Here is an 11,936-nt window from a genome sequence, read left to right on the forward strand (position 1 = left end):
ACCAGCTGCGCACCGCGGTCAAACTCGAACCGCGACCCGAACCCGATCCTCGACCGCAACCGCAGCCCTCGATCACCAAGACCTCTACCGAGGAGTTCAGCTGTTGGCGGATCAAACTTCCGCACGATGACGCGGCGAAGTTCGACGCCGCCTTGGCGTCTCATCGTGACGCGCTGATCGCCGAGTGGAAACACGATCACGACAACGCCGCATCGGAGAGCACGCCGCCGTTGCCGACCACGCTCGAGGCGTTCATGCGCCTGGTCGAAACCGGATGGGACGCCGAGGTGGCCCGCCGACCCCACGGGCAGCACACCACCGTGGTGGTGCACCTCGACGTTGAGCAGCGCACTGCGGCGCTGCATCTGGGTCCGCTGCTATCCGACGCCGAACGCCGCTACCTCAGCTGTGATGCCACCGGTGAAGTCTGGTTCGAACGCGACGGCCAACTCATCGGTGCCGGCCGCGCGACCCGCCTGATCAACCGGCGGCTACGCCGCGCCCTCGAACACCGCGACCGCACCTGCGCGGTCCCCGGTTGCGATGCCACCCGTGGTCTACACGGCCACCACATTCGGCACTGGGAAGACGGCGGCGCCACCGAGCTGGCCAACCTGGTACTGCTCTGCCCCTATCACCACCGCAGCCACCACCGTGGCGTCATGACCATCACCGGACCCGCAGACAATCCCATCGTCACCGACAACTGCGGCCGACCGCTGCGCCCAGGATCGCTGGCGCGCCCACCCAACCCCCACCCGCGGTGGCGCCCTACCCCGGACCTACTGGCGAGCGCGCCCAATGGTGGTGGTATGAACCCTTCCAACCCCAACCACCACCACCAAACAACTAGCGGTGGCTACCCCGGGCCGGTCACCACCGACACCGTATTGAAACCCAAACACGTTGGCGCACGATGGAATTCGTTCGCGATACGCGCAGCAACGGCCATCGCGAACAATCGAGGCCGACAACCACACCGGCACCGCCGCCGACCCGCCACGCCCTCCACACGAACCGCGACAACATGCGCACCACCGTGAGCCAACTCGGGCCAAGGCCGCTGACAAGGGCAGGCGGCGCGGGAAACTGGTAGCGAGATGCCGAAGCGGGTACCTGGCTCGTACTGCCTGCTGCTCCGCGATGATCGTGACAACTTCGGCCTCGACGAGCGAGGTGTCTAGATCTAGATCTAGATCTAGAGCCCGGTCGAGCCCTGACGGCGCTTGGATCGCCAACCCCGCCTTTTGGTCGAGGTGCAGTATCGGTATCCGTGACATCGCTCTTGTGGGACCAGCACACCTGTTTGCCACTTCGGACTGACACCGCCATCGACCCGCTGATCCGCTATTAGCACCGCGCCGACGTATTGGTATCGGTCAACGCGGGATATTCGCCACACAGCTTCAACGACGCGACGGCGCTGCCGCGCCATTATCGCGCTGCTGTCGCTGCCCGCCCCGCCCTGGAATTGGCGGCCGGCACCGACGATGTTGAGGCGATTGCCGGTGCTGGCGGCATCGCGGTGGTGTTTGACCTCGAAGATTCACGCCCGCTTGACGACAACCTTGACAACCTGTCGATGTTGGCCAGCCTCGGGGTGCGCACCCTGCTGCTCACCTACAACCACGCCAATCGGGGCGGCAGCGGCTGCCTCGACAGCACCGATGGCGGTCTGACCGACTGAGGCCGCGCAATTGTTGCCGAGATGAACAGCGTCGGCATTGTTCCGGATGGCTCGCACTGCAGTGCCCGCACCGGACTAGACATGTGTGAGGTCTCCACAGGCCCAGTCGTTTACAGCCATTCGTGCATGCAGGCGGTTTGGGATCACCCCCGCAACATCACCGACGATCAGGCCCGGGCCTGCGCGGCCACTGGCGGCGTCATCGGAATCACCAGCGTCGGTATCTTCCTTGGACCCAATACCCCTACCATGGAGGCGATGACCAAGCACCTCCAATACGCCGTCGACCTGGTGGGCATCGACCACGTCGGTGTCAGTACCGACTTCTCCTTCGACTACGCCGACGTCATCGATGAATTCGCCCGCAACCCGCACCTATTCGACGACAGCTACACCCGTTGGGGGCCGATCCCGTGGATGACACCCGAAACACTGCTTAAGCTCGGCGAGCATCTTGCTCAGCGGGGATGGACCCACGCCGACATCAACGCCGTTCTCGGCGCAAACTTCTATCGGGCGCCAAGCACGCCTGGCACGCCTCCTAAGCCTAAGTAACCCGCCGATCAAACGAGCGTTACCGCCGCCCACATTCCGTACCGTTGTGCACTGGCAGACTCATAATTCAGGCACTTGCCGGCGGTATCCTGGCCGTCCGCGACCGCCGCCGTGCCGGAAGCGATTTGACCGACCGCGCCGGGGATCCCCACGCCGGTCCCACCTTCAGGGACTGTTAGAGCCAGAACTCCCAACAGATCTCGCCCGTCGCCGCGACCTGGCGCAAGCCTTGCGATAACTGGACGGAAGCCTGAATCAATTCGCGAACGTAGCGCTCATCGTAGCCCGGACGCCAAGTTGGTGAGATCGTAAACTTTGACCCTCAGCAAGCGAAGCTAGTGCTGCAAACCGCGTAGTAAGCCGACGAATTGCCAGTGAGTCGCCGTCGGCCGTACCGACGGCTCTGCCGCCCCCGGGACCAAGCCCAAGGAGACGCGTCAGCGCGCGCCGCGCACCAGACGGCCGGGCCGGGCCCCGGTGTCTACGCCGTTGCGACGGGTGACCGTACCGCTGACGATCGTGGCGGTGTATCCGCTTGCGGCCTGCAAGATTCGGTGGCCACCGGCCGGCAGGTCGTAGGCCATCGCCGCGGGATGCAGTGTCAGCGCGCTCATGTCGATGATATTGAGGTCGGCCTTCTTCCCGGGCTCGATGGTGCCGCGGTCGGTGAGGCCGAACAGATACGCCGTGTCGCGGGACTGCTTGCGAATCACGTATTCCAGCGGCAACTGCTCGCCGCGGCGACGGTCGCGTGCCCAGTGTGTCAGCAGAAACGTGGGATATGAAGCGTCACAGATCATCCCGCAGTGGGCGCCGCCGTCGGAAAGCCCCAGTACCCCGGCGGGATGCAACATCATCTCCCGGATGGCATCGCAATTGCCGTCGGCGTAGTTGAACAACGGCAGCATCAGCATGGCAGTCGCGTCCACCTCGAGCATGAGGTCGTAGAGGGTCGCCAGCGGGTCCTCTCCCCGCGCCTCCGCGATCGCGGCGACCGTACGGTCGGGTGTGGGCTCATAGTCGGGCGGATCGCCGAGCGCGTAAAGACGTCCCAGTGCGTGCTGAACGAAGGCGGACATGCCGTCGAAAAGCACCGTCGGGTCGATGGGCAGATCCTTTTCGGCGAGAATGGCGGCCTTCACCGCCGGGTCGGCGAGACGCTGCGCCAGTTCGTCGCGGCCGCATTCGGCCATCAGCCGGCGGTAGGTGGGCCGATGGCCGAAAGCATGGTGCCCGCGGAAGCCGATCATCATGCCGAACGGGCGCGCTGCGATCTGCGGATGCAGCCGGCTGCCCGCCTCATGCGCGGCCGCAGACAGGTCCAGCTGCTCGCGCCACAGGTTCGGGTCGGCGTCGACCTGGATGAGCGCGAACGACACCGGCCGGTCGATTTCGGCGCTCAGCCGCCGCATCCAGTCGAGCTCCTTTTTGGGCCCGACGATGTCCTCGCCCGCCGCCCCTTGCGGGGCGAGCTCGAAGACGGCCTGGCCGCCTGCTGCCATGGCGCGGCCGAGACCGAACAGCTCGTCCTCGGCGGCGAAGGTGCCGGGCACCGGCTCGCCGTCCATCGCGCGGTGTGCCAGCGTGCGTGATGTCGAAAAGCCGAGTGCGCCGGCTTCGACCGCCTCGGTGACCAGTCGGCTCATCGCCGCGATGTCGTCAGCGGTTGCCGGCTCGTTGCGGGCCCCGCGCTCACCCATGGTGTATGCGCGCACGGCCCCGTGCGGGATCTGGCTGCCCACGTCGATCGCGAACGTGCGGGCGCCGATCGCGTCGAGGTACTGCGGGTAGCTCTCCCAGCCCCAGGTGATGCCCTCGGTCAGGGCGGTGCCGGGAATGTCTTCGACACCCTCCATCAACCTGATCAGCCAGTCCTCGCGGCCGGGGCGGACGGGAGCGAACCCGACCCCGCAGTTGCCGGTGACCACCGTGGTGACCCCGTGCCCGCTCGACGGCTCGAGCAAGCCGTCCCAGCTCATTTGTCCGTCGTAGTGGGTGTGGATGTCGACGAAGCCAGGGGCCACCAATTGGCCTGTCGCATCGATGGTTTCGGCGGCAACAGCCATCTGCAAGCCATCCATCGCGGGGTCGTTGGATCCGCGGCGGACAACGTCGACGATTGCACCGTCCTTGATTCCGATATCGGCGCGATATCGTGTCGCGCCGGTGCCGTCCGCGACGGTGCCGCCGACGATCTTCAGATCGAACATGCGTCCCTCTGAGTCTCTTCCTGGTCGCCCGGCTGCGACGCGAACAGGCGGCGAACCCGGTTCCCAACCATCATTACGCGACGGTGCGTAGCGTATGTGTCGACGGTAGGCGTCGCAATCGCTTGAGTCAATGAAAACCGGTCGTCGGACGACAGCGGTCGGTTCACTCAGGCGGTGCGCCTGGCCGGGGCGACACTTTGTGCCGCGAAAGCCTCACTCGCCGGCAAAACTGCTCAGTGCGCTATCGAGTGTCCGGTAGAGGGGAAACACCGAATCGATGCCCATGAGTTTGATCGGGCGGCTGGTGGCCGGGCCGTCCGCCACGACTGCGAAACGGGTCGGTGGCACCACCTGAGCGTTAGCGGTGACCAGGACGGTCATCCCGGCCGAGGCCAGGAAGTCCACTTTCGACAGGTCGACGATGACTGCCGGGGGGCCCGCGGCCAGCGCTGTCTGTATCGCCTCGGCGAGCTGCGGCGCGGTAAGCATGTCCACTTCACCCGATACGGCCAGCACGACCGCCTGATCTGTCTGGGATTTCTCGATGCCGAAAGCCGTCGGAGTTACCGGATCGCCAGATTGTTCGATCATGCTGTATCTCACATCCGTTGCTGGTGGGACACCGCTCGTTCCCAGACAACCACTACTAAAGCCTGGGGCTGTTGTCTCAACCCTGTCGATCGTCGATCCCGCGCAGCCAAACCGCGGCGCGATGTCACCATGACGATGGCGCCTGAGGATGCCACTGGCGACCGAACGCCCATGTTACCCGTGGCGTTCGGCGCGGTCGCCGGCCCGGTACGCGGCCGTCCCGGACAAAACCCGGACCGGGACGACGGGGACATTGGTAGGTTCTGGGAATGCTCTTCGCGGCCCTGCGCGACATGCAGTGGAGAAAGCGGCGCCTGGTCATCGCCGTCGTCAGTACCGGATTGATCTTCGGGATGACGCTGGTTCTGACCGGACTCGCGAACGGCTTCCGGGTCGAGGCCCAGCACACCGTCGACTCGATGGGTGTGGACCAATTCGTGGTCAAGACCGGCGCGGCCGGGCCGTTCCTGGGTTCGACGCCGTTTCCCGATGTTGACCTGGCCCGCGTGGCCGCTGAGCCTGGCGTCACGGCCGCCGCACCGCTGGGCTGCGTCGGGACGATCATGAAAGAGGGCACCTCGACGCGAAACGTCACCGCCTTCGGCGCGCCCGAGCATGGGCCCGGCATGCCGCAGGTCTTCGAGGGCCGCGCGCCGTCCAAGCCGGACGAGGTGGCGGTTTCGAGCACGCTGGGCCGCCGCCTCGGCGATACCCTGCAGGTCGGTGCGCATACCTTGCGGATCGTCGGTATCGTGCCCAATTCGACCGCATTGGCCAAGATCCCCAACATCTTCCTGACCACCGAGGGGTTACAGCAACTGGCCTACAACGGGCAGCCGATGGTCACCTCCATCGGGATCGACGGCTCACCCCGGGGGCTTCCGGACGGCTATCAGACATACGACCGCGCGGGCGCGGTCCACGACTTGGTACGCCCGCTGCGGGTCGCGGTGAATTCGATCTCCATCGTGGCGGTCTTGCTATGGATCGTGGCAGCGCTGATCGTCGGATCGGTGGTGTACCTCTCGGCGCTGGAGCGCATGCGCGATTTCGCGGTGTTCAAAGCCATAGGCACGCCGACACGTTCGATCATGGCGGGGCTGGCATTGCAGGCACTGGTCGTCTCGCTGCTCGCCGCGGTGGTGGGCGTCATCCTGTCGAAACTGTTGGCGCCGTTGTTTCCGATGATCGTCGCCGTGCCCGCCTGGGCCTACCTGGCGCTGCCGGTGGTGGCGATCGTGATCGGGCTGCTGGCCAGCCTCGCCGGTTTGAAGCGCGTCGTGACCGTCGATCCCGCGCTCGCGTTCGGAGGTCCTTGAGCGGTGAGCGATCTCAGCATTCAGAACCTCGTCGTCGAGTACTACAGCGGCGGGTACGCACTGCGGCCGATCAATGGGTTGAACCTCGACGTGGAGGCCGGTTCGCTGGTAATCCTGCTCGGGCCCAGCGGCTGCGGGAAGACGACATTGCTGTCCTGCCTCGGCGGCATCCTGCGGCCGAAGTCCGGTGCGATCAAATTCGAAGACGTCGACATCACCACGCTGGAGGGCGCCGCACTGGCGAAATACCGGCGTGACAAGGTAGGCATCGTCTTTCAGGCCTTCAATCTGGTGCCAAGCCTCACCGCCCTGGAAAACGTGATGGTTCCGATGCGCGCAGCCGGAATGTCGCGCGCCGCCTCGCGTAAGCGCGCCGAGGAATTGCTGACCCGGGTCAATCTCGCCGAACGAATGAAACATCGACCCGGCGATCTCAGTGGCGGACAGCAGCAGCGGGTCGCGGTTGCCCGCGCGATCGCGCTGGATCCGCCGTTGATCCTGGCCGACGAACCGACCGCGCACCTCGACTTCATCCAGGTGGAGGAGGTGCTGCGGCTGATCCGCGAACTCGCCGACGGGGATCGCGTGGTGGTGGTCGCGACCCATGACAGCCGGATGCTGCCGATGGCCGATCGCGTGGTCGAGCTGACGCCGGACTTCACCGAGACCAACCGGACGCCCGAAACGGTGCAGCTGAAGGCCGGCGAGGTGCTGTTCGAGCAGAGCACGATGGGTGACCAGATCTACGTGGTGTCCCAAGGCGAGTTCGAGATCGTGCACGAATTGGCCGACGGCGGCGAGGAATTGGTGAAAATCGCCGGACCCGGCGACTACTTCGGCGAAATGGGTGTGCTGTTTCACCTGCCACGTTCGGCGACCGTGCGAGCCCGCACCGACGCGACAGCCGTCGGCTATACGGCGCTGGCCTTCCGGGAGCGCCTCGGCACCGGTGGACTGCGCGACCTGATCGAGCACCGCGAGCTGGCCGGCGACTGATTTTTCGTCGAGCCCAACCGACGTGCCGTTAGCGTTAGCGGTGGTGGCCGCTGAAGAACTGCCAGATGGTTTCGGTCGCGTCGAGCGCCGTCGACGGTTCGGGCAGGCCCAGCCTTTCCAGCAGTGGGCTGCGGGTGCTGCCGGGCCACCGATGGCCGGCCCCGGCTACCGAAATCAATTCGACGGTGCGTCCCTCCGGACACCCGGCGGTTTCGGTCGTCAGCACCCCGGCAGTGCTGGCCGACGGCGGTCCGCAGCCGTCGATGCTCCGCCAGGTGGCGTTCACCGATGGCACCGATGGGCCGTCGACACGAGGAGTTCCGTTGGCCGTCAAGGCTTTACCAGGTCCACCGGCGTAGGGAACACTTTCGTCGGCGGTGCCGTGGATTTGCAGAACTGACGTCGGCTGTGCGCGTGAGCAATCGGTCAACAGCGTGCCCGCCACCGGCGCGATGGCGGCGAAAATGTCCGTCTGACAACCCAACCGAAGCGCCAGCATGGCTCCGTTCGACATGCCGGTGGCATAGACACGGGTGGTGTCGAGAGGTATCTGCCGCCCGATGGCGGCGACCATGGCGGTGATGAAACCGACGTCGTCGACGTCGGTCTGTTGCGGCAGGCCGCAGCACGATCCGGCGTTCCAGGCGCGGTTGAGGCCATCGGGATAGGCGACCAGGAAATGTCCGCGGTCGGCTTCGGCATCCCAGTGATAGGCCCTTTCCGCCTGTGCGCCGTTGCCGTAGCCGCCGTGCATCATCACCACCAGCGGGGCCGCATCGGGAAGTTCCGGCGGCCGGTACAGATTGAAAGTCCGGTTGTCGCCGCCCCATTGGATGTTCTGGCTGGACTGGCCGGTGGGAATCGTCGTCGGCTCGGGGGCTCCGGTCGCGTGCCCGGGGCCAAAGCACCCGCCCACCGACATCACCAGCGCGCCCAGCAGCACCGTCATGCGCACCCACACCTGTCCGGAGGCCATGAGCTCAATGGTGGCACCAAGCCCGCAGAATGACAAGCAGCTTGTCAATATGGCAGTGGGTGCGACACTGTTCGGCTATGCGACGTCTTCTGGATGCCCAGTGGGAACCGACGGTGCCGGCCCTGGTCCAGCTACTGGCCGCAACCGGTGCGCCGAAGTTGAGAGCGGCATTCGCCGCGGCCGGGCTCGACGGGTTGCGCCCGGCGCAGGCGGTGCTGCTGGTGCCCCTGGCCGCCGGGAGCCTGCATGCCTCGGATCTGGCTGAGCGCCTGGCCGTTAGCCGGCAGGCGGTGGCCCAGGCCGTTGCGGCACTGGAACGCCACGACTATGTCAGCCGGGCATCTGACCCCGCGGACTCGCGGGCCCGACTCGTCCAGCTGACGCCCCGAGGTCGCCGGGCGCTTGGTGTGATGCGGTCCAATGCGATCGATGTGGAAGAGCGCTGGACACAGATCCTGGGGCGGCGTCGCCTGGCCGAGCTTCGGAAGAGCTTGCAGATGCTGCTCGCCGCGTCGGACGCCGAGGCGCCCGACGCGGCGTCACATTAGGATTAGGCCACCCGTCACACCAGTACCAGGTGGACAATACCTGGCTTCAATCGTGCCGCGTGCGCTAGCCGCATTGAGGAGCGCCCAATCCTTCTGAAGCCGTGACCAATTCGGGAACGTCTCGGCGACAACCGCTGACGGCAGGCCCTGCCCACCGCGCTGCGGCCACGGCCCGAGCAGCCACGAGCGCGCCGAGCATGATGGCCACGCAGGCAAGCCCGTCGTCCTTGAGGCCCCACTTCACCGCGGCCAGGATCGTTGCCCCGGCCACGCACAGCAGCATGCCCACTACCGTCCCCTGCCAGCGCGACGTGATGGCGGGTGCGCCATCCCAGCCGGGCAGCGGATTGTTCTCCAGCGGCCGCAGCATGACGAACAGCACTGCCATCACGCCGGCCATGAGGAACAGCTGCTGCACGCTGATCGTGAGGAAACCGGGTTGTCCCGGGTAGCGGGGGTGGCCGGCGATGTCGAAGAGCAGCTGCACCCCCAGCAGTGCCGGCATGTGCCAGAGGTACAACGTCATGGCGCCGGTATTGCCGATCGCGGTCAACCACCACACTCGCGGCCGGCGGGCCCATCGAGCGATCCCGGGTGCTGCGGCAATGGCCAACGCGCTCAACGTGATTGCGTGACCGGCCAGCAGCAGCGACGGGGGGCTCATGTTGGGCAGCCGCTGCCCTTCGATGCCGACCAGGCTCAGCTCGTAGGGCCCCCACCGAAGCAGCGCGACGTCGACGGCGAACAGTGCCGCGGCGGTGCGCAGCGCGGCGCTCCCGGAGAGCAAGCGGTGTCGGTAGGCAACGCCGAACATGCCGGGAATGAGCCAGACCGTGAGGTTGAGATAGCCGAGCGCCGCAGCGGCGGGCCAGTGCAGCCGGACCGCGTCGATGACCGCGATGACCGCGTAGACCGTGGCCACGCCGGCGGCCAGACGCCCCGTCGTGGTGATTCGAGAAAGCACCGGCATCGCGGCCAGCACCAGCACATAGGCGCCGAGAAACCACAGCAACTGAATGCTGATGCCGGCGACGGGCTGGTAAACATGCTGGGGCAGTACCGGATACAGCAATATCAGGGCGATCGCCCAGAACCCGAGGTAGTAGAACACCGGGCGAAACAGCCTGCTGCAGCGCTTCAGCAGCCAGTCGCCCCAGTTGGTGCCGGGTCGCCACGACGTCAGGCAGCCCGCCGCGCCCGCGAAGAAGAACAGCGGCATGATCTGGAAGATCCAGGTCAGCGCCTGGAACACCGCCGAGGTGGTCAGCAGGTTGTCCCAGATGAGTACGCCGCCGCGGATGACACTGATTGCCATCACTGTGTGGCCGACGACGACTCCAAGCAGGGCCGTGATGCGGATGACGTCGATGGCGCGGTCGCGGTCGGGCGGGGTGCGGGCGGCCAGTTCGCTGGGGCTGGGAAAGCGGATGAGCGTTGTCATGTCGGGGAGCATCGCGGATCGACGCACCGCCAGGCCTGCGTAGTTCTACCCGTTCCGGCTGGGTACGGCTACCGGGAGTTCGGTGTTGGCGGCTATCGCTTCGCTTCCCGCAGGGCAGGGCGGGCTGACCGATGCCCGGCGCGGCGGTGATTCACCACGACGACGCGTGCTGGGTCAACGTCAGGAAGAGGTATCCGATGCAGAGCAGGAAGTTCAACGCGACGATGGCCAGGCCGACCGAGATCAACGCCTGCCGGCAACAGCGCTGAAGGCGTCGCATCTTGGCGACCCGGTTTTCGTGGTTTATCCGGATGGCGATCAAAGCGAAACTGACACTTGTCATTTCGTCGTCTGAGACCGGCGTGCCGGCCAGCATTTCCCGTAGCCGTCCCGGTGGGATCTCGACGCCCACCCGGGCGAAGCGGCGGCTGAGTCGTCGTGCCTGGTGACGGCCGAAAAAGTGATCGCGCATCGGAAGCTGATGCGAGAGTCTCCGTCGTTCGTCGCCCCAGGGGTTCGACGGGGTCGTCACAAAGCGGAATTCTATGCCGTTTTAGTGCCGTATCGGTGCTGCCGCGCCAACTTTTTCGGCGAAGCTTGTCCGGGATCGTGGGGCGGGCGGCGACGAGTGAGACAGGGGTGCGTGCTAGGTGCGCACGGCGACCGTGGACAGCAGATCGGCGAGCCGATCTGGCCGGTCCACCATCGAGAATGTCCGCGCTCCCTCGATCAACTCGAAGCGGGCATTCGGAATGGTCGCGGCCAGGCGTTCACCGTCCTCGCGCGCAAAGAATTTGTCGTCGGCCGACCAGGCGATCAGCGCCGGCTTGTCGAACTCGGGCAACCGGGCGGCGACGCCGGTGGTGACCTCCGTGCGCAGCGACAGCGAGAAGTGGCGCAGGTCTTCGGCAACCCGCGGATCGGATAACGCGGGCCGCACCCAGGCCTGGGTCAGTTCGTCGATGTCGGCGTACGCCAGGTCGTCGTAGGCGCGCCGGCGTGCCGCCGGTGCCCGCATGGTTTGGATGGCGGCCCAAAACAGCGGCTTGGACCTGGCCGCGAGGATCACCGGCTTGAGGATGGTTGGTGGAAAGTGTTCGAACGCGTCGCAACTGGTGAGCACCAGAGCGCCGACTCGCTCGCGATGGTGCGCCGCGACGAGTTGGGTGACCACCCCGCCGGTGTCGTTGCCAACCAGCACCACATCCTCCAGGTCGAGGGCGGTAAGGAATTCGGCGACGATCCCGGCGACACCGCTGATCGACTGGTCCGCGCCGGCGCACAAGGGTTCCGGATGCGCCCCGAGCGGCCAGGTCGGCGCCAGGCACCGCAGACCCCGACCGGCAAGCCGTTCGGCGACTTGCCGCCATAGTTGACCGCCCATCATGTACCCGTGCACGAACACGACGGGCCGGCCGTTGGCGGGTCCGGTTGCTTCGTAATGGATAGTCCCGGCACTAATGTCGATCGTCGACATGGATGACTCCTGATCCGAAAACAAGGTGATTTGGGCGCACGAAAGCTGGATGCGAGGTGAGGAGATCTCGCACCCAGGAGTAGGGCTGAGGCGATGTTGAGTTGGTTTAGGCGGCTTGGCCGGTGGGTTCGATGGT

9 protein-coding genes and 2 pseudogenes are annotated in these 11,936 nt (G+C 66.0%); 5 read left to right on the forward strand and 6 right to left on the reverse strand.

Going from position 1 to position 11,936, the window contains the following annotated elements:
- Window positions 1–853: pseudogene (locus EET03_RS00005) on the forward strand (HNH endonuclease signature motif containing protein); the annotation flags it as partial.
- Window positions 854–1,273: 420 nt separating this feature from the next.
- Window positions 1,274–2,232 (forward strand): annotated as a pseudogene (locus tag EET03_RS00010) (dipeptidase).
- Between the two features lie 447 nt (window positions 2,233–2,679).
- Here EET03_RS00010 and EET03_RS00015 read toward each other — a convergent pair.
- Together EET03_RS00015 and EET03_RS00020 are read right to left on the reverse strand one after the other, a co-directional pair.
- Window positions 2,680–4,452, reverse strand: a complete 1,773-nt coding sequence (locus tag EET03_RS00015; protein WP_075541530.1) for an N-acyl-D-amino-acid deacylase family protein — start codon at window positions 4,450–4,452, stop codon at window positions 2,680–2,682.
- Between the two features lie 213 nt (window positions 4,453–4,665).
- Window positions 4,666–5,043, reverse strand: coding sequence for an STAS domain-containing protein (locus EET03_RS00020; protein WP_075541531.1), 378 nt, complete (start codon window positions 5,041–5,043; stop codon window positions 4,666–4,668).
- 269 nt (window positions 5,044–5,312) lie between these two features.
- On the opposite strand from EET03_RS00020, the gene EET03_RS00025 reads away from it, so the two are divergent.
- Window positions 5,313–6,362 (forward strand): ABC transporter permease, encoded by a 1,050-nt coding sequence (locus tag EET03_RS00025; protein ID WP_075541532.1) that lies wholly within the window; start codon window positions 5,313–5,315, stop codon window positions 6,360–6,362.
- A gap of 3 nt (window positions 6,363–6,365) precedes the next feature.
- A complete protein-coding gene (locus tag EET03_RS00030) occupies window positions 6,366–7,358 on the forward strand; it encodes an ABC transporter ATP-binding protein (protein WP_075541533.1) in 993 nt (330 codons plus the stop codon).
- A gap of 34 nt (window positions 7,359–7,392) precedes the next feature.
- On the opposite strand, the gene EET03_RS00035 is transcribed toward EET03_RS00030, so the two are convergent.
- A complete protein-coding gene (locus EET03_RS00035; protein WP_075541534.1) occupies window positions 7,393–8,334 on the reverse strand; it encodes an extracellular catalytic domain type 1 short-chain-length polyhydroxyalkanoate depolymerase in 942 nt (313 codons plus the stop codon).
- Between the two features lie 77 nt (window positions 8,335–8,411).
- Between EET03_RS00035 and EET03_RS00040 the strand changes: the two genes are divergently transcribed.
- The gene (locus tag EET03_RS00040; RefSeq protein ID WP_099193875.1) at window positions 8,412–8,882 is read left to right on the forward strand and encodes a MarR family winged helix-turn-helix transcriptional regulator; all 471 of its coding nucleotides are present in this window, start codon (window positions 8,412–8,414) and stop codon (window positions 8,880–8,882) included.
- Between the two features lie 64 nt (window positions 8,883–8,946).
- Here EET03_RS00040 and EET03_RS00045 read toward each other — a convergent pair whose 3' ends face one another.
- The 3 genes from EET03_RS00045 to EET03_RS00055 all read right to left on the reverse strand — a co-directional run bounded on the left by EET03_RS00045 (window position 8,947) and on the right by EET03_RS00055 (window position 11,800).
- On the reverse strand, window positions 8,947–10,323 hold the full coding sequence (locus EET03_RS00045; RefSeq protein ID WP_082274484.1) for an acyltransferase family protein: 1,377 nt from the start codon (window positions 10,321–10,323) through the stop codon (window positions 8,947–8,949).
- Window positions 10,324–10,474: 151 nt separating this feature from the next.
- Entirely contained in the window at window positions 10,475–10,855 is a 381-nt protein-coding gene (locus tag EET03_RS00050; RefSeq protein ID WP_075541536.1) for a hypothetical protein, read from the reverse strand.
- A 114-nt stretch (window positions 10,856–10,969) separates the two neighbouring features.
- Window positions 10,970–11,800 carry an alpha/beta fold hydrolase gene (locus EET03_RS00055; RefSeq protein ID WP_075541537.1) on the reverse strand — a complete coding sequence of 277 codons (831 nt, stop codon included), beginning with the start codon at window positions 11,798–11,800 and terminating at the stop codon, window positions 10,970–10,972.
- Window positions 11,801–11,936: the final 136 nt, after the last annotated feature.

It is taken from the genome of Mycobacterium innocens (assembly GCF_900566055.1).
Taxonomy (GTDB): Bacteria; Actinomycetota; Actinomycetes; order Mycobacteriales; family Mycobacteriaceae; genus Mycobacterium; species Mycobacterium innocens.

Coding starts and splice junctions, on each gene's coding strand:
- EET03_RS00040 (WP_099193875.1), top strand. CDS start 8,412: ATGCGACGTCTTCTGGATGCCCAGTGGGAACCGACGGTGCCGGCCCTG.
- EET03_RS00045 (WP_082274484.1), bottom strand. CDS start 10,323: ATGACAACGCTCATCCGCTTTCCCAGCCCCAGCGAACTGGCCGCCCGC.
- EET03_RS00025 (WP_075541532.1), top strand. CDS start 5,313: ATGCTCTTCGCGGCCCTGCGCGACATGCAGTGGAGAAAGCGGCGCCTG.
- EET03_RS00020 (WP_075541531.1), bottom strand. CDS start 5,043: ATGATCGAACAATCTGGCGATCCGGTAACTCCGACGGCTTTCGGCATC.
- EET03_RS00015 (WP_075541530.1), bottom strand. CDS start 4,452: ATGTTCGATCTGAAGATCGTCGGCGGCACCGTCGCGGACGGCACCGGC.
- EET03_RS00035 (WP_075541534.1), bottom strand. CDS start 8,334: ATGGCCTCCGGACAGGTGTGGGTGCGCATGACGGTGCTGCTGGGCGCG.
- EET03_RS00055 (WP_075541537.1), bottom strand. CDS start 11,800: ATGTCGACGATCGACATTAGTGCCGGGACTATCCATTACGAAGCAACC.